Source organism: Proteinivorax tanatarense, assembly GCF_040267685.1.
Classification (GTDB): Bacteria; Bacillota; Proteinivoracia; order Proteinivoracales; family Proteinivoracaceae; genus Proteinivorax; species Proteinivorax tanatarense.
In genome coordinates, this window is sequence record NZ_CP158367.1 from 2552829 (window position 1) to 2576188 (window position 23360).

General features: G+C 35.6%; 22 protein-coding genes and 1 pseudogene. 3 read left to right on the plus strand and 20 right to left on the minus strand.

The features are described 5' to 3' along the window. The first annotated feature begins 318 nt into the window (after positions 1 to 318). Together PRVXT_RS12490 and PRVXT_RS12495 are read left to right on the plus strand one after the other, a co-directional pair. Complete coding sequence (locus PRVXT_RS12490; protein ID WP_350343195.1) at positions 319 to 1446, plus strand: hypothetical protein; 1128 nt, start codon at positions 319 to 321, stop codon at positions 1444 to 1446. Between the two features lie 97 nt (positions 1447 to 1543). Further along, on the plus strand, positions 1544 to 1897 hold the full coding sequence (locus tag PRVXT_RS12495) for a hypothetical protein (protein ID WP_350343196.1): 354 nt from the start codon (positions 1544 to 1546) through the stop codon (positions 1895 to 1897). A 446-nt stretch (positions 1898 to 2343) separates the two neighbouring features. Here the strand turns inward: PRVXT_RS12495 and PRVXT_RS12500 are convergent. Further along, a pseudogene (locus PRVXT_RS12500) lies at positions 2344 to 3062 on the minus strand (transposase). Between the two features lie 1168 nt (positions 3063 to 4230). Between PRVXT_RS12500 and PRVXT_RS12505 the strand changes: the two are divergent. After that, a complete protein-coding gene (locus PRVXT_RS12505; RefSeq protein ID WP_350343197.1) occupies positions 4231 to 4362 on the plus strand; it encodes a hypothetical protein in 132 nt (43 codons plus the stop codon). Between the two features lie 150 nt (positions 4363 to 4512). Here PRVXT_RS12505 and PRVXT_RS12510 read toward each other — a convergent pair whose 3' ends face one another. The 19 genes from PRVXT_RS12510 to PRVXT_RS12600 all read right to left on the minus strand — a co-directional run bounded on the left by PRVXT_RS12510 (position 4513) and on the right by PRVXT_RS12600 (position 23342). Then, positions 4513 to 4671 carry a hypothetical protein gene (locus PRVXT_RS12510; protein WP_350343198.1) on the minus strand — a complete coding sequence of 53 codons (159 nt, stop codon included), beginning with the start codon at positions 4669 to 4671 and terminating at the stop codon, positions 4513 to 4515. 245 nt (positions 4672 to 4916) lie between these two features. Continuing rightward, positions 4917 to 5810, minus strand: coding sequence for a 4-hydroxy-3-methylbut-2-enyl diphosphate reductase (gene ispH, locus PRVXT_RS12515; RefSeq protein WP_350343199.1), 894 nt, complete (start codon positions 5808 to 5810; stop codon positions 4917 to 4919). Positions 5811 to 6304: 494 nt separating this feature from the next. After that, complete coding sequence (locus tag PRVXT_RS12520) at positions 6305 to 6436, minus strand: hypothetical protein (protein WP_350343200.1); 132 nt, start codon at positions 6434 to 6436, stop codon at positions 6305 to 6307. 293 nt (positions 6437 to 6729) lie between these two features. Continuing rightward, positions 6730 to 7731 (minus strand): 23S rRNA (uracil(1939)-C(5))-methyltransferase RlmD, encoded by a 1002-nt coding sequence (rlmD, locus tag PRVXT_RS12525; protein ID WP_350343201.1) that lies wholly within the window; start codon positions 7729 to 7731, stop codon positions 6730 to 6732. Beyond that, positions 7665 to 8126 (minus strand): hypothetical protein, encoded by a 462-nt coding sequence (locus PRVXT_RS12530; protein WP_350343202.1) that lies wholly within the window; start codon positions 8124 to 8126, stop codon positions 7665 to 7667. The genes rlmD and PRVXT_RS12530 overlap by 67 nt, the downstream gene beginning before the upstream one ends. A 420-nt stretch (positions 8127 to 8546) precedes the next feature. After that, positions 8547 to 9491, minus strand: coding sequence for an alpha/beta fold hydrolase (locus PRVXT_RS12535; RefSeq protein WP_350343203.1), 945 nt, complete (start codon positions 9489 to 9491; stop codon positions 8547 to 8549). A gap of 174 nt (positions 9492 to 9665) precedes the next feature. Further along, positions 9666 to 10295 (minus strand): ArsR/SmtB family transcription factor, encoded by a 630-nt coding sequence (locus PRVXT_RS12540; RefSeq protein ID WP_350343204.1) that lies wholly within the window; start codon positions 10293 to 10295, stop codon positions 9666 to 9668. Positions 10296 to 10322: 27 nt separating this feature from the next. Next, entirely contained in the window at positions 10323 to 11012 is a 690-nt protein-coding gene (locus PRVXT_RS12545; RefSeq protein ID WP_350343205.1) for a M23 family metallopeptidase, read from the minus strand. Positions 11013 to 11094: 82 nt separating this feature from the next. Beyond that, positions 11095 to 11547, minus strand: a complete 453-nt coding sequence (locus PRVXT_RS12550; RefSeq protein WP_350343206.1) for a DNA recombinase — start codon at positions 11545 to 11547, stop codon at positions 11095 to 11097. Positions 11548 to 12026: 479 nt separating this feature from the next. Next, positions 12027 to 12803: a hypothetical protein gene (locus PRVXT_RS12555; RefSeq protein WP_350343207.1), complete on the minus strand. Its 777-nt coding sequence runs from the start codon at positions 12801 to 12803 to the stop codon at positions 12027 to 12029. A 95-nt stretch (positions 12804 to 12898) separates the two neighbouring features. After that, entirely contained in the window at positions 12899 to 13948 is a 1050-nt protein-coding gene (locus PRVXT_RS12560; protein WP_350343208.1) for a 5-methylcytosine restriction system specificity protein McrC, read from the minus strand. A gap of 5 nt (positions 13949 to 13953) precedes the next feature. After that, entirely contained in the window at positions 13954 to 16248 is a 2295-nt protein-coding gene (locus PRVXT_RS12565; protein WP_350343209.1) for an AAA family ATPase, read from the minus strand. 298 nt (positions 16249 to 16546) lie between these two features. After that, positions 16547 to 18112, minus strand: a complete 1566-nt coding sequence (locus PRVXT_RS12570) for a recombinase family protein (RefSeq protein ID WP_350343210.1) — start codon at positions 18110 to 18112, stop codon at positions 16547 to 16549. Beyond that, complete coding sequence (locus PRVXT_RS12575; protein ID WP_350343211.1) at positions 18099 to 18530, minus strand: recombinase family protein; 432 nt, start codon at positions 18528 to 18530, stop codon at positions 18099 to 18101. Before PRVXT_RS12575 ends, PRVXT_RS12570 begins: the two co-directional genes overlap by 14 nt. Further along, the gene (locus PRVXT_RS12580; protein WP_350343212.1) at positions 18531 to 20096 is read right to left on the minus strand and encodes a recombinase family protein; all 1566 of its coding nucleotides are present in this window, start codon (positions 20094 to 20096) and stop codon (positions 18531 to 18533) included. Between the two features lie 53 nt (positions 20097 to 20149). Next, entirely contained in the window at positions 20150 to 20380 is a 231-nt protein-coding gene (locus tag PRVXT_RS12585; protein WP_350343213.1) for an SHOCT domain-containing protein, read from the minus strand. 132 nt (positions 20381 to 20512) lie between these two features. Beyond that, positions 20513 to 21481, minus strand: coding sequence for an N-acetylmuramoyl-L-alanine amidase (locus PRVXT_RS12590; RefSeq protein WP_350343214.1), 969 nt, complete (start codon positions 21479 to 21481; stop codon positions 20513 to 20515). Further along, positions 21468 to 21884, minus strand: a complete 417-nt coding sequence (locus PRVXT_RS12595) for a phage holin family protein (RefSeq protein ID WP_350343215.1) — start codon at positions 21882 to 21884, stop codon at positions 21468 to 21470. Before PRVXT_RS12595 ends, PRVXT_RS12590 begins: the two co-directional genes overlap by 14 nt. 99 nt (positions 21885 to 21983) lie before the next feature. Continuing rightward, the gene (locus PRVXT_RS12600; RefSeq protein WP_350343216.1) at positions 21984 to 23342 is read right to left on the minus strand and encodes a hypothetical protein; all 1359 of its coding nucleotides are present in this window, start codon (positions 23340 to 23342) and stop codon (positions 21984 to 21986) included. Positions 23343 to 23360 lie beyond the last annotated feature (18 nt).

The following is a 23360-nucleotide window of genomic DNA, read 5'->3' on the forward strand; positions in this document are numbered from 1 at the left end:
ACATTAAGTTTACGTTATACTAATGCAAGTAATAATGAGTTGTGTAAAAAACTAAACATTTCACCTCCCGCAGTTTCAGGGATAAATGCAGAAGATAAGTTGGGTAAAGACGTAGCCATTTTGATAAAAGAAACGGAAGAAACGTTGAGAATCAGAATATCAAAGCCTGCCCCCCCTTCCAAGTTTTAAAATTATTAAAATTTGAAGAATAAAATAAAGGAATACTATTATCCATATAGAAGGTGTTTTAAAAGGGGGGTGTAATTCGTAAGTTATAGTAAGGATTTTGTTTTTTAAAAACTTAAAAGAGGAATGGATATGTTAAAAAAAATGATTTGTTTTGCTTTATGTTTGTTATTTGTTGTAGGAACTATGTCTGTGACAAACTGCTTATCATCCGCAGAAAACAAGCAAAAAGACCATGAGCTTGTCAAATTTTCAAAGGATAACATTGACGCCTTAGAAATTGAGGATAGCTATGGTTTAAATATTGTAATTGATGAAAGTATTACAAGTTTAAACCAATTTAGTGATGAAATAGAAGCATTGTATCGAAATGGACACTATATAATACTGACAAGCAAGGAACACATAAAACAAGGAGCAGATATCTTAGGTATAGACACCACAAAAATTGCTGCATCTCAGTCAAAAATAGAGCAAGTGCAAGCTAAAAGACAACAAGATATAGAAAAAGAGAAAAATGTGGTTATTCCTAAAAGAGTTGGAGCTATAGTTTATAGAACCCAAAGAGGACCGGCATTAACTAATATATCCGTTGGAAAAGACTATCAAAAAGGGATAGAGAACGCCTTTAAAAACTCATCAAAGCATATAGCTGGCAAAGTGTTAGAGCCTAATTCCTCAGAGAAATATAGCCTTTCAGGAGGCATAGAATGGGAAAACGCTGTACCACAAAGATCAAACCATATATATACTGACCACTTTACAGCTTATACTAGACAAAGTATATTACAACCGATCACAAACCCTATTGATGGAATTTATCAAGCTCAAAATGAACTAGAAGTAGAGATTGAAAGTACTGGGGGTTTTAATTATATTGAGGAAGTGAATACAAGGCTTTATCCTGCTTTAGACATAGAAACGCCAATCCTTGGCTATTATCCAAAAGACAGCACTAATATACAAGAGTACACAATTTCATACCCCTGGGGTATAAGCACCACTTTTGACTTCGGTATAAATCTTGACACCAACATTGTTAATTGGCCGCCTTCAGATATGTTAGAAATTAACTATTCAATTGGAGGGATAGGTTCACGGACACAGGAGCTATTTGACATCATATCTGGATATGAATACAATCAAACTAATGATAATTTTGTAAACGAAGCTTGGATGGATGTTAGCACAGTTTATGACTTCCCTCTAGAAGATCCTGTTTATGATGAGTCAACTGTGTTTATCGACTATTTAGATTAATAATAGTAATAGATGTGGGAACTTAACCCTAACTTCAAGTAAAGGTAAAAAAAGCACTGTAAAGAGGTGAGAAGTTGCTAACTTTTCTACCATTACAGTGCTTTTTTGTGTTATAACATCGGGCAAAGCCGCTAAAAAAACTGTTTCACATCAGCTACCAAAAGAAGTAGCCCCAGCTGAGCAACTTATGAAAAAAAGAAAAACTAGACGTCTCTTAATTGAGGCGTCTAGTTTTATGCTCTCGGGTAAAACGGGGGCGAATTTTAAGGAAGGGAAAATGATTGAAGTAAAAATTGGCAAAGAAATACGAGTAGATGGCAGAGAATTAAACGGAGCTGTGTTAAGGCAAATTAGGATGGAACTCATTATTAAAAACCCTAAGTACAATCAGGGAGACCAAAAGAACGAGCATATTCGTCAAGTAAAGCAGCAGGGATATACGCATAGCTAGATGCGGAACTGGAGGTTCTTCTTTTATAGCTGCAGATGCAACAAATGTAAAAACTTCCACAGGTTACTTTGGAGACCATTCAAGTTCACATGATGGGTATGATGGAGAAGTAGATAATTTAAACGAATGGAATAGGGACATGGAAAAGTAGTTATCAGACCTGCCACAAAAAGTTAAGTCAATAAAACATTCGTAAGGGAGTATAAATAATTTTGAGTAATTGGATTTTTACTGTTTCAGAATATCTAGAGTTTTATCAGCTATATTTTTCCTATGCGTGGGTAAAATATTCATAGCTCTTACTTACTAGGAGGATAAGGCACTACTGAAGAGTAACCTGAGCGCCTAGTAAGTTTCTGCCGAAGATAAAGGGAGGCTTTCTCTCTTTATCTTTTTTTATCTTCGGGAGAACAAAGCGTTAAACTCCTGGGCGATAGCCCAGCTGCTTATATCGCTAATTCTGAGTCAAGTCTGTCATCAAAATATATTGCCAGTTGTGAAATGCACTGTCTCCAAAATCTAAGTGGCTGAGTCCACTTTTTAGAAATATCCATAGTAGCTAAATATATAATTTTTTCTAATGCCTCATCATTAGGGTACGAAGTTTTAGTTTTAGTAACTTTTCTAAGTTGTCTATGATAGACTTCTATGGTGTTAGTAGTATATTTTAGCTTACGAATCTCGTTAGGATACTTAAAGTAGGCAGTTAGTTCATCCCAATTTTTCTCCCATGATTTTATAATTATGGGATGTTTTTTACCCCACTTTTCCTTGAATTCTTCAAAAGCATATTCAGCTTCATTTAAGGTTAAAGCTTGATAAACTTTCTTTAAGTCCTTGGTTAGTACTTTTCTTTCTTTATGTGCCACATACTTTAAAGAATTTCTAACTTGGTGAATAACACATAGCTACGATCCCTAGGGATATTCAATTCTGATTCGCCACATTTTGTTTTAACCGTCTTTTTGCTGTATCCGTTTCTGCTATTTCCAGAATGATCACCAACAGGTGAATGTTTCTCATAACCTAAGTGTTCATCCATTTCTGCTTCAAAAACTTCTTGCAGTGTGTCTTTAAACAAGTCTTTTAAACTTTCCTGAACCTCTTCAACACTATTACATTCTCTCGCTAACCTTTTAGCTAACTCTTTGTTTTTACTTTGCATAATTGGACCATCTCCTTTAGTGGTAAGTTTATCCAATTACACGCAAATTCTTACGCTCTCTATCAAAGCCTGAAAGTATAAAACATTGGGGTCAGGCTTTTGATATTTCAATATAGGGAATAAGCCGTTTAAAAAACCTTGTTCAGTATGAAAAGAATAAGAAAAGGAGCAGGCTTATAAGTTGGGTGGGTGAAAAGTATTGAAATATCAAAAGCCTGACCCCCTTACTTCTATTGTAATAACCTATTATATTACATTCTTTTTTAATTAACGCATTTTGCAATTACCTATTTGGAACAAATTAGAAGTTAATTAAAGTAATCCTACACAAGGAAATCTTTTCCTGCCTTATTCTGAGAATATTATAATATAAACTTTTAACAACACATGTCACAAAAATATATTTTTTTACACAGGACATCACTCTAAACTGTGTACAGATTAAAAGTTGACATGATTATGATAGGACCTAAGAAAGTATAGGAAAAAAGGGGTCTAGTGGAGCTTTGGGATCAGACCTTTGATATTTCAATACAGGGAAATAAACCAATTAAAGAACCTACCCAAAATTTTGGGTAGGTTCTTCTTTAATCATCCTTAGTCAGTAGACAGATGTTTTCTACATGTGTTGAATTGACAACGCCAACAAATTAAAAGGGATAGTTTTGGCTAATATTTACTTTAGTAAAAGGGTCACTTAGTGTCCAGTTGACTTTGAGTTGAATTGGGCGTGTAATATTTTTTATAAAACTGAGTATAGCTCTGCTGGATTCCTTGCATAGTCTAAAATAAAGGTGTTTGGCCAGTTTCAACAAAGAGGTGACATAAATATCCATAGAACAACATGCATATAAGTTAAAGATGTAAGAACAAGCAAAAGCCGGGGCAGGCTTCTGATATTCTGATTCTCCTTTTAAAGTACCCTAAACTAGAACGGAGTATAAAAGTTGATAGATACTTGCTTGATGAAAAGAAAGTTTACTCAAAACTACAAGACCTATAAGAAGAAGTAGTTATCACTATCAATGATGCGGATGCAGACATCTATAGTATTATTAATGTTGTTTGTGAGAAGGCCGGGGGTGAGAAAAGACGATATAAGTAAAAAGACTAAAAAGCCTATTTATGTACATTAAGTTTACGTTATACTAATGCAAGTAATAATGAGTTGTGTAAAAAACTAAACATTTCACCTCCCGCAGTTTCAGGGATAAATGCAGAAGATAAGTTGGGTAAAGACGTAGCCATTTTGATAAAAGAAACGGAAGAAAACGTTGAGAATCAGAATATCAAAGCCTGAACATCCCGTATGTTTTGTCAAGCTTCTTTATAAAATGATGAAAATCTCTTGTAGACCAATACCAATTTTCATCAAAATAGTCTTTAAAAGTCAACCCTTCAAGCGTGTCTGATAGCATATCTTGATAGATTTTATTGTCATCCGGATTATTCAAATCAATAAAAACATACCCTGGTTCTCCCTCATACCTTTTCTCTCGTGTGGTATATTCTGTAATTTGATTGTATCCTTTTTTATTAAGTAATTTGCAATTTCACTTTTTCCACTTCTAGATTCACCAGTAATGCAAATAATAACTTCTCCCTCCAACTATGTACAATAATATACTAATTAAAACTGCTTCAAATCAATTTTTTATTTCTATATAGCTAACAAAAGAATATATTCTTCCTTCATCCTGAACATGTATGTATGTTTCCAAACAGACCAAACACTTTTAGTAAAATATAGTTTTCAACGTTTGGACAAAAATATATGCCTCCTTAAGAAACACCCTCCAAAAGTAAACTCATCAACTTTTTACATTCAAATTCCAGTTTTGGACTACATATACTTTAAGTCTGTCTTATTAATTCAAACTCTATACCGCTGTTATAACAAGCAGATCTCAATATTTCAATTGATTTGATAATACTTTCTATTGGTGTGGATGCTCCGCCAACTAATGCCAATGAAGATACATTTTCGATGATCGTAAGATCAATTTCTGACTCTATTTGAACATGTTGAGTTTTATTACAGTATTCAGATGCAATTTCAAATAATTTAATAGAATTCGAACTTTTTTTCCCCCCTATTACAATAATACAATCTACCTGTTGCGCTAAATTTCTAACTTCAATCTGCCTATTCGCAGTATCATTACAGATAGTATCATGACACTCTACAAATGGTAACAAAGTTAAACAATACTTTTGAATCTCGTCATATGCCATCTTATTATAAGTTGTTTGCACAACCATACAAACACCTGTAGAACTAACATTACTGTAAGGAACTTTTTCTTTTGCAGAAATCATATCTTTTATTGTAATTACATTTGTTTTAGCCCAACCTTTTATACCAACAACTTCTGGATGATTTGGATCTCCTACAATAATAATATCAAGACCTTTAGATGAAGCATCTTTTACTATTTTATGTATTTTTTTCACCTTTGGACATGTTTTGTCAATGTAATTTACATTATTATCTTCTAAATAATCAATTGTTTTTTTGGGAACTCCATGAGCTCTTATAAGTAACTTTGAATTTCGTGTATCTTTCATTTTAGTAATGTCATTTACTATTTTAGCTCCCTTAGAGCACAAATCCGCAGTTATAACTGGATTATTAATTACATCTCCATATAAAAACAAGGAATCACTTAAATGTTCATATGCTGCCTCAACCGCTGATGATGCACCAAAACAAAGACTATTGTATTTCGAAACATAGCATTTTATCATCTTAATCACTCCTTATATAAAACATTGGGGTCAGGCTTTTGATATATAAAACATTGGGGTCAGGCTTTTGATATTTCAATATAGGGAATAAGCCGTTTAAAAAACCTTGTTCAGTATGAAAAGAATAAGAAAAGGAGCAGGCTTATAAGTTGGGTGGGTGAAAAGTATTGAAATATCAAAAGCCTGACCCCCTTCCTTCCTTCCGAAATTGGACCCCCTTCCTTCCTTCCGAAATTGTGTCCAAAAAACTGAGAATCCTCTTTTTTATCCCCTCTTTTCAGTTGGAACAAATTAGAAGTTAATTAAAGTAGTTCTACACGATGAAATCTTTTCCTGCCTTATTCTGAGAATATTATAAATATAAACTTTTGACAACATCATGTCATAAAAAAATATTTTCTGATTTTCCACAGGACATCACTCTAAACTGTGTACAGATTAAAAGTTGACATGATTAGTATGACAGGACCTAAGAAAACTGCATGCTTTTGTTGCTATCTATTCAAAGATAACAGAGTCGCCCCTACCAAGTGATATACAAGGGGAATTTCTTTCGTTGCTTTATCCATATCTACAGTACCATCTTCTTTTGTGTGTTTTTCTATTATTGCTTTTATCCACTCCATTTCTTCATTCCTCCTATAGTATCCATAGCATATTTATAGAGGTCGTTTCCTCTCTGAATATACCGTCATCTCGGTAATGGCATTAGTTTTTTTCATAATTTTAGGACATAAAGATAGGCCGTTATTTTAACCACCGTAACTTCATAAAAGCAAACCCTACCATCGACCACGTATGCTAAGGAAGGCCTTTATTTCGATAGTTGAGTAGAAAAAAGGAGTTAGGACTTTGATGTTTCAATATATGGAAATAAACCAATTAAAGAACCTACCCAAAATTTTGGGTAGGTTCTTCTTTAATCATCCTTAGTCAGTAGACAGATGTTTTCTACATGTAAAGTATGAGGAAACATATCTACTGGTTGTATTTCTTTTACCTTATATCCATGCTTAATTAAAAACTTAATATCTCTTGCTTGGGTTATGGGATTGCAGGATATGTATATTACCTTTTTGGGGCTTATTTTTACTAGTGACGATAGAAACCTTTCGTCGCTGCCACTTCTTGGTGGATCCATTACTACTACGTCTAGTTTTTGCCCTTCTTCTTTCATGTGGAGCATAAATTCTCCGGCATCTCCCTCGTAAAAGCGAGCGTTTTGGACTTTGTTTAGTTTGGCATTTTTTATTGAGTCTTTTACTGCATCTTTGTTAAGCTCTACTCCTATTACGGATTTTACTTTCTCGCTTAGGATTATTCCTATTGTTCCGATGCCGGAGTAAGCATCCATGACCACTTCGTTTCCTTTAAAGTCTGCCATTTCTATTGCTTTACCGTATAGTTTTTCTGTTTGGGTGGGGTTTACTTGGTAGAAGGATTTTGATGATATATTAAAGGTGTATCCGCATAATGTGTCCTTTATGGTTCCTTTGCCGTAAAGGACTTTTTCTCTGTTTCCTAACACCATGCTGGTTCTTTTGCTGTTTATGTTTTGGATGATTGTTGTTATTTCAGGGTGCTTTTTACGGAGTGCTTTTATAAAGTTATTTTTTGATGGAAACATGGGGCCTATTGTAACTAGTACTACCATTACTTCCTTTGTGGCAAATCCTACTTTAACTAGCACGTGTCTTATAAGTCCTGTGTCTCTTTCTTCGTCATAAGCTTTCAATTTAAAGGATTTCATAAGTTCTCTTATGGTTTTGTTTATCTCATCTGCCTTGCTGCTTTGAATGAGGCACCTTTCAACAGGGATTACTCTGTGACTTTGCTCTTCGTAAAAACCCGATACTATCTCTTTGTTTTTGTAGGAGTATGTAGCGTGTATTTTGTTGCGATAGTCATAGGGGTTGTCCATCTTAATGATAAGGTTTGCTTTGCCAAAGGGTTCATTAATCTTTCTACCAAACTCTGTTTTAGCTGGGCTTGATCGTCATATGATATGTGCTGGAGCTGACATCCTCCACATTTTTCATAGTGTTTGCATTTGGCTTTAATTCTTTTGGGGGACGGTTTTATAACCTTTAAAATCTTTCCTATGATGAATTTCCCTTTTTTAATAATTTCAATTTTTGCAGTTTCACCTTTTAGAAGGTTGGGGATGGGTATCTGTTGATTGTTGTAAGATATGATGCCTTTTCCTTCTGAATCATAGTCTATACAGTTGGCTTCTATTGTTTCTTTTTTTAAGGAGGGTTTGTGTCCTCTTTTTTTGTTGTTGTAGTTTTTGTTGGAGTTTCTTGTTTTCTTCATTTTATTTCATCCTTTATACTGATATTATGGGTAGCCATATACTGACGGGTTGACACTCAAGGTCAACCCTACCTCTGCGGGGGAGTTCCTTTCTGCTGCTTACACTGGCTTGCCTGCCCCCTTTCCTATGCTTTAAATTTTCTCTATCAACATCACGCACTCTACATGGCTTGAGTTGATAGCATTGATGTCAGAAGGCGATTTTTAACCCCAGCATATGGGGGAACATATCAAATAAAAGCTTATTAATACCGATTATAGACTCATAGTATAACTCACCAAAATAACCTACAAGATGTATGTCTAAAAGACTATTAAATCTATCCGTTTAAAATTTATAGTTTTAGGTCAAAACACCCACTACTTCAAAGGTTGTATTAGTACATAAAGAAAGTACGCTTCTCTACTTTTTTCTTGAAATCACTCCACCATATTATCTAAAAAATCTAAGAGTTCCTCTATAACAATCTCAGGTTCATATAATAAAAACATATGACTCCCTTCAACCATCTTCTGCTTACTATTTGTCGACCATTCTAAGAGACTTTTTTGATCTTCCATAAAGAGTTCATCTCTTTCTATATCATGATGTTTAGGTTCACTCTCACTAGCTGTTAAAAGCAATAAAGGAATATCCCCAAGATTTTTCCCTAGTTCTTTATTTTTAGGAAGCTGCTTTATTTCTTCTAAAGCATTTCGGTTGCATAATCTATTGTAGAACATCATCATAGATAGGTCTCTTACTTCTTCTGACTTTGGAAGACTCCCTTCTAAAATAGATGGCTTTAATTTATCCATAACATAAGTTTCAAATCTAAGTATTCCTGTAAATCTTGAGAACCTAATTATATTGGTAGACCAAGAGAGTGGAGGTTCTTGCTTATGATAATTTACAGAACCTGCATCCAACATCACTACACCAGCTACTAATTCAGGGTAACGTTGTGCAAATTGTAATACTTCTGTACCCCCTATAGAGTGCCCAACTAATACATACGGTCCTGTTTCACCTGACTTATCTAGCAACTCATATAAATCTTTGTTAATTTGTTCAAGTGTTCTAGGTCTAGATGTTGATTCGCTCCAGCCATAGCCAGGTCTATCATAAGCCACAACCCTATTTTCCTTAGCCAACTCATTAAATGCCTCATAAAAATGACCATAAGTGAAACCACTTCCACCACTTGTAAAAACTATAGTAAGATCACCTTCTCCCTTTCCATAAATGTGCATTTTATCCTCACCTATTTTTATCATCTCTCCTGGAGGTGGATTTTGTTTGAACTCTATTTTTTTACGCACTTGGTGATAAATGGTACTTGCTATTAATATAATCAATATCACTAATATTATTTTAATTATCACTTTTTTCATCCTTTCCAATTCTCAACTCATCCTTTCCAATTCGCAACCTTTTAATTTGCAAAAATACATTTTTTTGACGAATTACTTAATAGTAAACTGATACCTCTTTGAGCATAACCACACAGACAAAAACGAAATGCATTTATATCATGTTTATATGTCTTCTATACTTTTTTACTTCTTCTCCGTTTTGTTAATGCTAAACAAGACAGAGTGCGCCTTCTTGCCAGAAGCGGGCTTTTTATACTTAGAAAAAATTTCCTGCATTTCTTTTTGGAGCATTTCTTCATCCTCTGTAGACAAGTACACCATAAAGTCAAGTAACAGATGTAGCTTACTTTCCTTTTGAACTCCAGTCTGCTCTTCCTTCATGATCTGGTGTAAAGAACTAATAAAATCATCACGAAATGTATCAAAAGTTTTACGAAGAAGGAGCAGTTTTTGTTTGGTAAAAGCATCATCTATTTCATTTAAAAAATCCTCATCCAAGATAAAATAGTCTGCCGTCGCCTCGTAATATCGAGCAGTAATACCATTAACTACCTCAGTGTGGCTTTGTTTGACTGCTCCAATTTTTTCTAGCTTTTTTAAATGGAAGTGTGCAGACGCAGGTTTAACTCCTAAGCGATCGCCAATCTCTTTCCCATGCAAGGGAACACCCTCCATATTTAATAGCTTGAAGATACGCTGTCGTTGAGGCGACGACATAACTTGAACATCCTCTTCCGATGATACTATCAATACTCTGCTGCCCTCGTGCATAACTATTCTACCCTTATCTGTTACTTTTGTATTTTCTGTCACCGCAACCATCTCTCCTTTGATCGTCTTTTATTCCAACCTAAGTCTATCTTTGTTCGATGGGACACCATCCTTTACCGATAACCATTTGCCGTTATCGAATATCTCATAATTGCTAAAGGCACAGGGAATTCCTTTAGCAATGGACATATCTGCACTGTCCATCAACTGAAAGTGAAGATGTGGAGCTGTGGAATTACCCGAATGACCAACACGCCCCAAAATATCTCCCTTCTTCACATACTGTCCTTCCACCACTTCAATAGAATCCGTCTGCAAGTGCGCGAAAAGTGCGTAAATCTGTTCTCCACACATAATTATAACGTAATTACCTACAACAGTTTGGATATCATGTTTAGCAGGATTGAATAAAAACGCGTTTTTTAGTGCAATTGACAAGTCTCTTACCAAGTGAACCCTGTTGCGTTCAATTATTACATCTTTTACAGTAATAACTCTGCCGTCACAGTGAGCATATACTTCTCGCCCCCAACCATAACATTCTTTTAGTGTTACCCCAAGCGTATAGTATTGCAGGCTACTCCCATGATAGAAAGGTCTGCCTTTGCGAACCCAATCCACCATTACAAAATCATACGCGTATCGTTGACCCAGCATATCAGTACCATGACTTGGAATAACATTTGCTGGTGTGTTGCACGCCCACCACTCTCCTCTTAGCGGGAAATCAACGATAATTGAATTGGTTAGTTCATTCATATTCGATCGACTCCTAGTTTACATTCTTAACGTTATATTGTATTTAACGTTAGATACAATATAACATGAGCCAAATTTACTTTCAAGTGTTTTTTCTACAATTATTTCGTGTCGTAGCAATTACCGTAGCTTTAACATCACACTCAACACCTGACTTAAATTCAACCTTAAACTTCTCTTCAAAAATCGTCACTTTCTCAATGAGTCTTCTTACCAGTTGCTCATCATACTCTTCCAATTCTCCTGGCTGCTCACCTAAGAATTCGGCCATTTCAATAATTCGTTGCCTTTTACCTTCATGCTCTACATTTTCAACCAAGACACTTTGCTTCAATTCTCTAGGGCGACAGATCTCACCCGCTACACCCTCATAATTTTCTTTGGAATTGGCCAGTCTTAATAATTCTTTTTGAAGAGTGGCCAGTTTTTCATCAATGCTTTTTGTAGCCTTGTCGCTATCTTCATTTACAACGGCGGCGATGTTCTCTTTTAAGACTACAGGGAAAGTGTCTTTTTCAGCCAATACCTCATTCATTGCTTTTACAACCGCAGTCTTTAGAACTTTTTCGTTGAGGGTTGGAGAAGAGCAGGCAGAACCTTTTTCTTCAAGGAGGCTGACGCATCGCCAGACAATGGGTCTGCATCCTCGATTATTCCAGCGGACTCTTTTGGGGGACTCATCTATTCTTTCTTTTCAACCTATACGTTATCTAGTCTATCAACTCAACCTTATCTGTTTTTAGTCCCAAATTTTGCACAAAAGAAACCCTTGATATGTTCCCCAAGCACATATCAAGGGTTTTAGTCGAATTGACAGATTTACTTTCAATCTATGAAATTCAGTAATTTCAATACTTTTCGGCTTTACATTTTAGACATCATACAGACCGTCTCAACATGGCTTGAGTTGATGGCATTGATGTCAGAAGTTGATTTTTAACCCCGACGTATGGGGGAACATATCCATAACATTTTTAGAACTATCGGTAGTGGGGAACATATCTACTTAATAGCCTACTCCTCTATTAGTCCAATTTTATGTCTCACTTCGGTAACAGTATTAAGTATTACTTCCGTAGGTACAATCTCTGAGATATCGCTTAAATCTTCTATGTCAAATGTGTAATGATCTTCTACAGTTTTATTTAAAACTAAAAACCGATACTCTTGTTGGTGCTCATACTTTTTTCGTTTCCAAAAAGCTATGCGTCTATAATCTTCTGCTACTTCTTGAAAGTGCTGTAGAATATTCTTATTATAATACTTAACTCTATCTCGTGAGAAACTGGCTTTATCGGCAACTAACCCTCTTTCCATTCTTTCAAAGAATTCTTGAGTGTTCTTAATTAATAAAACGCTGTCTCCAAACTTTGATATCCTTTCCTTTTGCTCGTCTGTAAAGGTAAATTCAATGGATAATATATCATCATTTAAATCCGCATTAGTAAAATTTCTATAATCTAAAATATACATACACATAACCGGCGATTTCTTTAATCCTAAATTCATAGTCGCCATATTAGCTTTAAATTTATGTATTGGTTCATTAGTTTCCGGATTGAGAATGCTTATATCAAGATCATGTATAGGCATTAGTCCATCAAATTTATCCCCAACATCCTCATTAGAAGTTTCATTCTCCAAATTGATGTAATAATCTAAATTCTTCATATATACTTTGCCTTGCTGGAGCTTTTCCAAGTTTTCCTTAGAACCAAACTTCATAAGTATAAAAAAGGAATCTGTAGCTTGTTTTATCAACTCATCCTTATTACTAATTTTCTCATCCATTAAAATCCCCTCCTTAAATCACCTAGCATTCAGTTTTTCTGCTAAAAGTCGTGTAATTGTTTTTAATCTCAAATGAAATCTTATTCTCTATACTTTTAGATTACTAGCGATAGCAATCTGTCTGTTATATCTTGCCATTCTGCATTTAAATTTAAGGTTCTTGCCTCTATATTTTTACCACCAACGGGGAATACAGCATTAATTTCTTTTTCTATTGTGGGATACAATAGCATTCCTTTTTTACTTCCTAAAAAATCGCTATTACAAACATAGGCAAAAATCTGATATAAATGACCTGTTCGAACCTTTTCAATATCTGCCCAATTGCTTGTAACTAGTGTCTGTGCATAGTATTTAGTATCAATTATTGTTTGGGTATTCTTAACCCTATTTTCAACTACTATATCTGTTCTCATTTCTGGAAGAAGTGACATGTATTCTTCATTAATTTCTTCGTCAAGATTCCATTTTAATTTAGGGGCATGTACATTATAGACTGTCTCATCCAAATGGGTTTTATAAAAGTTTAAAACAAACTTCTCATAAAGCTTTGCCATCTGATTGTCTCTTACAAAATCTGAAAATGAAAATTTTTTATCTTCCTCATTGGTAATTAATCCTTGATAGATTAATTCACTAATATTTATTAACATGCGATAGTGATAGTTATTTTTATTATATCGAAGGGACGAAAACAATGTTTTAGAAAGTCTAATATCTTTAATCTCAGAAAAATGTAATCTAATTTTTAATAGTTTCTTTCTTAATTCTGCATCTAGATATGGTGATTTTATTAATATATTAGTTGTAGTTTTAATAATTTGGTTTAACGTAATATCCTTAGAAAATTCATCGAACTGGCACACCAGACTCCCGTATGAGAAAGACTGTTGATTTATAGAGTCTGAAATGTTTATCTTTCCTTTTAGAGTTGATGTCGCTTTATTTTCTTGAATATAGTATCTATTAAACCCTCTTTTAATTAAACTACTTGTCCCATTAATGTAGATCCTTGCAAATAAGTTGTATATATTATCAAACTTTTCGCTCCCTAAAAAAATATTATCTGATTGATCAAGTACATTCCAGGCATAACAAAGCATATAGTATATATTTTTTATTGGTATTTTCGGGTTACCATCCATCACGATCACCTTAACAGTTCTTCAACAAAATTATTTGCTTTTTCCTCTTCATCAAACCAATACTCTTTTATAAGAGGCTGTATTTCATATTTAATTATCTCTTCATACCATTTATCAGATTCAGAGTAATTACAAAAATAGCTATGCCCAATTCTAAAACCTTTGCCTAAATTTACATCTTTTTCAATCTCTAGATTTATACTTCCAACTCTCATTTTTATCTTATTTATCAGTTCCTCACTGGCACCCTGTAACGATAGGTGGTTTTTAAAAGAATCTGTTTCAAACGCAGGTTCTAACTCAACAAATGAGAACCTTCTTCTTAAAGCATAATCAATTATCGCTAAACTTCTATCGGCAGTATTCATCATACCGATAATATACAAATTTTCTGGTACATAAAAAGGTTCTTTTGAATAGGTAAGTATTATTTCTTCTCCTCGCTTATCACCCTCAATTAACATCAATAACTCTCCGAATACCTTACTCATATTACCTCGATTAATTTCATCTATAATAAAAAAGTAATCTTCATCTAAATTTTCTGATGCTAATTTACAAAACTGATAAAAAGGCCCCTCCTTTAATTCAAACCCTGTTCCGTTAGGCCTATATCCCATTATGAAATCTTCATAAGCATAACTCTGATGGAATTGAAGCATCTTTATTCTTGCTTCATCTTTTTTACCAATTATAGAATAAGCTAATCTTTTAGCTGCGTATGTCTTGCCTACACCAGGTGCTCCTTGTAATATTAGATTCTTTTTTCTTTTTAACAGTGACTTTATTGTTTGATATTTTTCTTCACTAATAAAAACATCAGATAAGAAGTCCTCTTTTGTATAGGCTTTATATTCTATTTGAGTTGTAACATCAACATCAGGTATGGTTGCTTTTACTGTAGTTTCGATTTCACCACTCCAAGCCTTATATGATAGTTCTGGAAAAGAATGAACCGGGTAATTCCCCTCATCAAACTTTTCTTTCATCAACTCAACCAATCTAATATAATCAGCCCCAGCACAAGTCTTTTTTGAAGAATTACGTGGTATTTTAATCTTTAGTTTCTCCGTTAAAGCCGTTCTTGTATTGTTGTCTAGGGTTAAGTAATCCCAAGGCCTTACCCAGTATAATCCAAATGTAATATTCCATTGAATACCATGCTGCTGAATTACCTTATCGTATATATTTATAAAGAGTTTTTTGTTTGCCTCTGTATAATTTCCCGATAAAATTATAGCCACCTCGAATAATTCCCATAGATTATCAATATCTTCCTCCTTTCTATGCTCCTCATCACCGAAGAACCAAGACTTCATATTATTCAATACAGGAATACCTTCAAATGAAGTTGGAACTTTTTCTTCTATACCAAGGAAGTTGGAAAGCTCCTCCATTATTAAGATTCTGTTTTTATCTGTAATACCTTTGTTGAATAGTCCAAATATTGTAAAAGGGCAAACATCCCTTAATATCTCTTCTGTCCCATCAGCTAATTTTTTCGTCAATGGATTCTTCATACCTATCCTATTAAATATTTCATTTACTCCATCTATTAATTTTAAACGATCATCTTTATATTTTAATAAAACCTTAGCTGTTTTTTCGTAGAACCCCGTCCATTCATATTTGCTCTCTTTCCTTTTTTCATCACTTTGTATCGATAAACTTACTGGATTTCTTTCTGCTAAAAAATCACTATATTTTATCATTCCTGCAGAAAGTTGACCGTTCCCAAATTTTTGATTAACTCGCCCAAAATCATTATTATTTCTTATTTTTTCTTCTACACTTTTAAACTCTGCTAAGGATGTAATAGTAAATAAATCACTATCCTCTATATCTAGGTTTTCAATTTCACTACATGCCTTCTCAAGAGAATAAATATAACCTTTTTGTGTATGAGTCGAATACGGTCTTCCATTGCCCTGTACCTGTTCACTAATCCATCTTTCAAACTCACTTTTTAAATAAATGCTTTTTAAGATTTTGTTTTCTTTTGTGTCCATATTATTATCTTCGCTAACAGCCATTATAAACTGTCTATAGTGCTCCAAAGCTGAACTCCATCTCCTGTTAGAAGATGTGTTTTTTTCAAGATAAGTTTCTGTTGATTCAAGTACATTAATTACTTCATTTAATACTGCAACATCTTTAATTTCATAAATATCCTGATGAATAATACCTTCCTTTAGCCCAAAACTACTAGCACTTGTTATAGCAGAACTATATGAATTTATAGTCCCGTTTACTAAGTTTGTAGTTTCTTTTAGCCATTTTTCGAATAACTCTCTACTCAATTCTCCCACCCCTTAGTATTATTACTATCCACACCTATGCTCAAAGTCTATTGACTCTATTTTTTTGATTCTCCTTTTTTGTGCCTCTGCTGATTAGAAACTGTCTTTTCTATAGGCTTCAAACTTCCCTCCATCTTATTTACACCTTTCATGTTGTCCACTCCTAAACAATCTCAATATCAACAGCATTGTTAATATAATTATATACTTCATGGCATCAATATTCAATTAACTTCAGACAAAGGACCACCAATCAAGCTCTGTCTCTTGATTGGTGGTCAGCTAAAAGCGCTATTTTTTATACCTCAATCTCAACACCTGATTTAAATTCAACCTTAAACTTCTCTTCAAAAATCGTCACTTTCTCAATGAGTCTTCTTACCAGCTGCTCATCATATCCTTCCAACTCTTCTGTTTGCTCATCTATAAACTCAGCCATCTCAGCGATACGTTGCCTTTTTCCTTCACGCTCTGCATTGTCAACCATCGCACTTTGCTTCAATTCTCTAAGGCGGTATATCTCGTCCGCCACATCCTCATATTTCTCTTTGGAGTTGGCCCGCCTTAATAGTTCTTTTTGAAGTTCCTCCAGTTTTTCATCAATGTCTACTGTGGCTTTGTCGCTACCTTCACTCAAAACGGTGGCAATATTCTCTTTCAAGACTGCTAGGAAAGTTTCTTTCCCGCTTAACACTTCATTCATCGCTTTTACAACCGCTGCTTTTAGAACCTCTTCATTAATAGTTGGGGAAGAGCAGTCGGAGCCTTTTTCTTCTAGACGGCTGACGCATCTCCAGACTATGGACCTGCATCCTCGATTGTTCCAATGGACCCTTCTGTATATTTCGCCACATTCTGAGCAGTAAACAATGCTGGATAGAGCGTACTTACTGCTGTAAACTCGCTTTTTTCCACTCTTTCCTGTATAAAGGTTGGTCCTTCTTACAAGTTCTTCCTGCACCTGCATGAAAATTTCACGCGGGATGATGGGCTCGTGGCTGTTCTCAACATAGTATTGTGGAACAATGCCGCTATTGACAACTCGCTTCTTGGAAAGGAAATCGACGGTATATGTTTTTTGTAGCAAGGCATCACCGATGTACTTTTCATTTTGCAAGATTTTCTTAATAGTTTCTGGTCGCCATTTTTTCTTGTTTGCAGCAGTCAGTATTTCGTCCGCTTCCAATCCTCGTGCGATTTGAAGTAAGCTTGCCCCTTCAAGGTATTCTCGGTATATACGCTTTACCACCTCTGCTCCTATCGGTTCGATAACCAGACGCTTGTTTTCATCTTTGGTATAGCCGAGGAAACGGTTGTGGTTAACCTGAATTTCACCTTGCTGGTATCGATGCTGAATACCCAACCTCACGTTTTGGCTTAATGATTGGCTCTCTTGCTGGGCCAGGGAAGCCATGATGGTCAGCATAATCTCACCCTTGGAGTCCATGGTGTTGATGTTTTCTTTCTCAAAAAATACAGCAATACCTTTATCCTTTAGCTTCCGGATGTACTTTAAACAGTCCAGAGTATTTCTGGCAAATCGGCTGATGGATTTGGTAATGATCATATCGATGTTTCCTGCCATGCAGGCTTCAATCATCCGATTAAACTCTTCACGCTTTTTTGTGTTAGTTCCTGAAATCCCGTCATCTGCGAAGATTCCAGCAAATTCCCACTCAGTGTTCCCTTCAATATAAGAAGTATAATGCTGTACCTGCACATCATAACTGGATGCTTGCTCTTCACTATCTGTTGATACTCTACAATAAGCCGCTACTTTTAGTTTTGGTTTTTCTTCTTGTTTTTCTCCAGTTCGATTTCGGGCACGTGCCGGTATAACCGTAACGCTTCTATTCATTGCCATCTTCAATCACCTCGCTTTCTATCAGGCTATAAACATACTCTGCTTGCTTAAAAGGATCATCGTAAAGCTGTTCTGGTTTTTCCATAGAGAACGAATATTTTTTTAGGCTCTTTTTCTTCCCCACACCCTCTCTGATTCTCCCTAGCATTTTGGCTCGCCTTAACCTTTCAGCTTCAGCCTGTTCAAATGTACCTTTATCAATAATCTGTGGATAATAACCGTCTCCAAGATACCGCTTATTTGTAAGCATCTTTGCAATTGTTGAATGGTATCCCTTTATCCCTGCTTCTTTGGCAGCATTACTTAGAGAAAGGCCCGAGAGGTAAATGCGGTAAAGTTCCTTAACTCTTGCTGAAGCTTCTTGGTCAATAACCGCTGCGCCTTTTTCGATTTTATATCCATAAGGTATGTGTGGCATTTATCTTTTCATCCTTTCTCTCAGTGTAATGCCGCATTTTAGCTCAAAACCTATTTCAGTTGGTGAAAAGGCAATAATTTTATCAACAAACTGTTCAAATCGGTCCTCATCAAATTCTAGGATGGTATCAGTTTTTGAAACATATTTTATAAGCTGTTCCAGCTCGGTCACTCTATTTACTTCACCATTGATTGACCGATAGAGCATATCCTTTTTCTCTTTTAGATTTTTGGCTTCTTCGATTAGCTCATTCTTTTGACTATTAAAAAGAGCAGGCTCCAGATACCCTTTCGTCATAAGATTTACTAGCACTTTAAGCTGTTCAGCGTTTTCTTCGATTTTTGACTCAATTGCCTGCGCTTGATTAATATTAACCGCATAATCTGTGGACTTTAAACTTTGAAGAAGTGGTCTTAGCATTACTTTATAGGAGTAGATCAGTTTATTCATCATTAGTATAAAAGCTTCATGAATTCTGTCTTCTCTAATGTAAATCATGGAACATTTTTCAATATTTGAGATATGTTTGGAACAGCACCATGCGATATACTTATTTCTTTTTGAACTGTGAATTCTTCTTTTGAAGGTGCTGCCACATTCACCGCATATAACTTTTGTTGAAAGAGGATAGCGGTTTAAATATTTACTGCAGTCTTTTTTGACCCCTTTTTCTTTTCCCCGCTGTTTGATTGCTTCATTTGCAGCTTCAAAATCAGTATGACTGATGATGGCTTCGTGGTGGTTTTCTATAAAGTACTGATCCAATTCACCTTTGTTTCTTCGCCTGGTAAAAGTCTCATCGGTATAAGTTTTTTGCATGAGCAAATCTCCAGTATACTTTTCATTTTGAAGAATGCCCCGGATCGTGTTTGCTCTCCATTGGCCACCCTTTTTTGTGGGCACCCCATCAGAATTTAGTTCTTGAGCGATCCGTTCAGTACCCTTTCCCGATAACGCATCTGTAAAGATTCGTTTGACGACCTCAGCCTGCTTTTGATTTACGACGATGCTTCCATCTACACAGTCATACCCATAGGGCGGGTAGGAAATCTTATAGGTTCCATCTTTAAACCTTCTTTTAATGGCCCATTTGCTATTCTCTGAAATTGAGATTGATTCGTTTTCTGCTAGGCTACTTAAAATGCTTAGCATCAACTCGCTGTCCATATACTGTGTATTGATGTTTTCCTTCTCGAAATAAATAAACACCCCAATGTTAGTCAACTTTCTGACAAGCTCTAAGCAATCCGTTGTGTTTCTTGCAAATCTACTAACTGATTTCGTTATGATGAAGTCAATTTTTCGGTCCTCACAATCTTTAATGAGTCTCTGAAGCTCTGCTCGGTTATCCTTTTTAGTTCCTGAAATACCTTCATCGTAATATATCCCTACAAAATCCCAGTCAGAGTTTGCTTTAATATAAGTTTCATAGTGGTGCTTTTGCACATCAAGGCTGACCAGCTGTTTTACATTGTCTGTTGAGACCCTGGCATAGGCCGCAACACGAAGCTTGTTTTTTTTAGCCGCCACACTTTCGTTTCCTTGTATTTTTGTCACCTTTCTCACCTGATTCACCTCCTTTAAGGTATGTTACATATTACCTCTGAACGCCCACTATATCAAGGTTTATCAGGCATTAGCTGTGCTAAAATAGGGGAGTAAGATTTCCGATTTAAAAGCATAATTTTACTAAATTCTTCTTGGGATATAAGCTCCTTTTCTAGCATCTTACGAAGAACTTTTTCAGCCCGATGATAATCAAATTCTCTTTGAAGCTGTTCATGACTAATAGGCTTTCGACCTGAAACCGCCAGTGGGTTTTGCTCTTTAGTAATCTTTGTAATTTCCATATAGGTAACCTCCGTTTCTACAGGAAACCCCTGTACCTATATGCGAAAATTTAAAGAAAATCGAACCCCTAAAAAGGCATAAAAATAACCCGAAGAGCTTTTACACTCCTCGGGTAATTAATACTGTTGAATTTATTCATACCTCATATACGCATCAAACCCTGCTTTTTGCAAGCGGCCCATTAACGCCTTTGCATTTTCCTCTTTGCCAAAAGCACCCACTTGAACTCGATATAGTTTTTCCGGTGCTGCCCCTTTTTCTTCTTTTTCCACATCCACCAGTTCTAAAATCTCTTTATCAACCCATGTCATAATGCCCGGTGATTCGTCCCCTGTACGCTTGTGGATTTTCTTTCCTAGCAGTACCGCCTTTCTACCACCTCTTAAGACTGTTTTTCCGTTCGAGCGATTTTGGGTGATTTTATGATTCGTGCTTTTTACCCAAGACGGAATTTGGGGCCCGTTAGGATAATAACGATTTGCAGCGTCTTTGATTTTCACAATATCTCCTACATAAAAATCTTCATTTTTAGGATTTTTTAACCCTATCTTCACAGCAGCTCTAAAACTGTCCATACTCTCTCCATGCTTAGGAAACCAATGATCGGGGTCTGCATGATTGCTGGCAATCCCCTTCCTGTGACCTTCAGCGTGACCAATGATATCTTTTTCAGTTAAGCCGTACTTTTTGCATAAAAATACACATAAGTCTACTGCATTTTTCCAAGCAGCTCTAAAATAAGCTTCATTTTTCTTTACGTCATAGCCAACCATGGTAGCACCTCGAAATGAATGCCCTGCAGGTTCACAAATCTCAAAACCAATGTGGGTATTATTCGCAGCTCCTCCTGCATGCCAGCCCCTATGGTTCCAAGGCAGGTACTGCCATATCTCTTTATCATCTAAAAAGGCATGGACACAAACCTGCCTGTTAATCTCTCCGGCTCTGTAGGATTTATTCCACCTACTAAACCAGGAACCTGCCATCACTCCCGGTGTTACTGTAGAATGAACCATGATACCTTTCGGTGTAATGGTTCTACCTGCTGTATAGCAATCATTTCTAGTCATAAATTTAGTTTTTAAATTACTTAACGTCATCCTCATCCTCCCCTTCTTTAAGTTGTTCTAAGACCTCTACCAGTTTTTCTGGTACTGGCAAACCAAGTCTTGTTGCATTTTCTGTGATGCTAATTCCTTCATTGGAAAGATAAAAAAAGATGACAGCCGTGCGGATAGCACCTCCATCACCAATTACGTTGCTGTCGATTACATTGGCAATCCCTACAAGTACAAAAATAACTACCTTTTGAAATATCCCCTTAGCACCTATATCGCTTGAGAGATGCCTTTCGACTATAGCGCACATCACACCTAAAATATAATCCACAACTACAAAGGCTATTAAGGCATACAAAAAGCCATCAACTCCCCCTAAAAACCACCCGATATAACCGCCGACTGCAGCAAATGCGATTTGAGCGTAGGTCAGTATTTCCTTCATTAACTTCCCTCACTTTCTTTTTAATTTATCTATATAAAAAGGCGCTTTATGGTAAAAAGGTAGTTAGCCTTTAAATCATAAGCGCCTTAGTTTATATCACTAATCCTCATCATAAATTCTGCTGCTAGATTTATGTTGAGTTATTTTACTTATATAATCTGTTAGTCTACCTTGGCCGATTTGGCCTCCACTATCTACTGTAAATTCAGTAGAAAAACCTCCTTTTCCAAACCTGTGCCTTATTTGAGTTATAAGGCCTAAATTATCGGCATCTTTTTCATCTATAATCACAGCTTCATCTCCAATTAGAAGATAGGGTCTAAAGGGCCCTGTGAAGGTTTCAACCTTCCCGACGTATTCTAACTGTTTAGCTATATTATCTGCATAGTTTTGTGCATCGTCTTTAGTTGTTCCTTCAGGTATAGTTACATACAGAGTTTTATTTCCTCTTAGGTTCCAGCCTTGATAGACTTTTACATCTTTATAAATTTGAATATCAAACCCTCCGTTATGGACACAAACCCTTCTGTAAGAATCCATATCATCTCGAACTATGCTTCTTGAAAAAACCTCACTGCCTCTTTGAAATTGGTAGATGCTTCTCGTATCAAAAGCTCCATAACTATTGTTTCCTGCTACAAGCCTTCCATCTACTAACTCTTCTATCTTCCAGTTGTCTTCACTTTTTAAAATGTCTTTTATTCCGCTAAGATAATCCATATTAGGGTCAAATTCATAGCCTGCTTTAACGTTAGATGCTTGTACCACTATGTTATATGGGCTGACCCCAGCTAAAATTAAAATATCTTTTATATGCTCATGGATGTATTTATAACTTAAAACTGTATTTTCATCAAAGGACTGATCTTTTAGTGCTTTTCCCATTAAGTTTCTGCCGTTACAAGCGGCAGCGTGATCTAATAGTCTGTAATTAGATCTATCAATATAAAATCTTCCTAAATCGTAAAAATCACTATCTCCCATCTTAAAGCTAAAGTTTATCCTTGAGCCTGGGGTAAGGTATGACTCATGCTCTGAAATTCCTACATTTCCTTGCTTTTCAGGGTCAGGGTTTTTAACATTTTCTACACTTAATTCAAAGCTAGATACCGGGCTATTTATATCATACTGAATACTTGCATTTTCTAAATATGGGCTTAAATCTATCTCAAGCTCATAGATTAAAAGCTTATGGATATCACCGGTCTTGTAAGCTCCAACCGCACCAAAGCCACCTAAAAGGTTAATACCAAAATACTTTATATCATCATCTACAGATATATCCACCTTTTGTTCAAACTTCCTTTGGCTCCAAGTACCTAAAGGTGTTTTTGTTGCCTTCCCATAAAGTCTTCCCTTTTCTATAGATATTACTTGAGCCTCATTGTCATAAAAATGGAGAAGGTCAGGACTTTTACCCTGACCAACTTTTTGTACCTTTTCAAATTCTAAACGCATCCTATCCACCTCACATAT

Bases quoted from the DNA above. Each gene is read 5' to 3' on its own strand.
- PRVXT_RS12550 (WP_350343206.1), bottom strand. From the start codon at position 11,547: ATGAATGAGGTATTGGCTGAAAAAGACACTTTCCCTGTAGTCTTAAAA.
- PRVXT_RS12595 (WP_350343215.1), bottom strand. From the start codon at position 21,884: ATGAAGGAAATACTGACCTACGCTCAAATCGCATTTGCTGCAGTCGGC.
- PRVXT_RS12555 (WP_350343207.1), bottom strand. From the start codon at position 12,803: ATGGATGAGAAAATTAGTAATAAGGATGAGTTGATAAAACAAGCTACA.
- ispH (WP_350343199.1), bottom strand. From the start codon at position 5,810: ATGATAAAATGCTATGTTTCGAAATACAATAGTCTTTGTTTTGGTGCA.
- rlmD (WP_350343201.1), bottom strand. From the start codon at position 7,731: ATGGACAACCCCTATGACTATCGCAACAAAATACACGCTACATACTCC.
- PRVXT_RS12490 (WP_350343195.1), top strand. From the start codon at position 319: ATGTTAAAAAAAATGATTTGTTTTGCTTTATGTTTGTTATTTGTTGTA.
- PRVXT_RS12600 (WP_350343216.1), bottom strand. From the start codon at position 23,342: ATGCGTTTAGAATTTGAAAAGGTACAAAAAGTTGGTCAGGGTAAAAGT.
- PRVXT_RS12560 (WP_350343208.1), bottom strand. From the start codon at position 13,948: ATGGATGGTAACCCGAAAATACCAATAAAAAATATATACTATATGCTT.
- PRVXT_RS12585 (WP_350343213.1), bottom strand. From the start codon at position 20,380: ATGGAAATTACAAAGATTACTAAAGAGCAAAACCCACTGGCGGTTTCA.
- PRVXT_RS12530 (WP_350343202.1), bottom strand. From the start codon at position 8,126: ATGAAGAAAACAAGAAACTCCAACAAAAACTACAACAACAAAAAAAGA.
- PRVXT_RS12590 (WP_350343214.1), bottom strand. From the start codon at position 21,481: ATGACGTTAAGTAATTTAAAAACTAAATTTATGACTAGAAATGATTGC.
- PRVXT_RS12575 (WP_350343211.1), bottom strand. From the start codon at position 18,530: ATGCCACACATACCTTATGGATATAAAATCGAAAAAGGCGCAGCGGTT.
- PRVXT_RS12570 (WP_350343210.1), bottom strand. From the start codon at position 18,112: ATGGCAATGAATAGAAGCGTTACGGTTATACCGGCACGTGCCCGAAAT.
- PRVXT_RS12520 (WP_350343200.1), bottom strand. From the start codon at position 6,436: ATGGAGTGGATAAAAGCAATAATAGAAAAACACACAAAAGAAGATGGT.
- PRVXT_RS12545 (WP_350343205.1), bottom strand. From the start codon at position 11,012: ATGAATGAACTAACCAATTCAATTATCGTTGATTTCCCGCTAAGAGGA.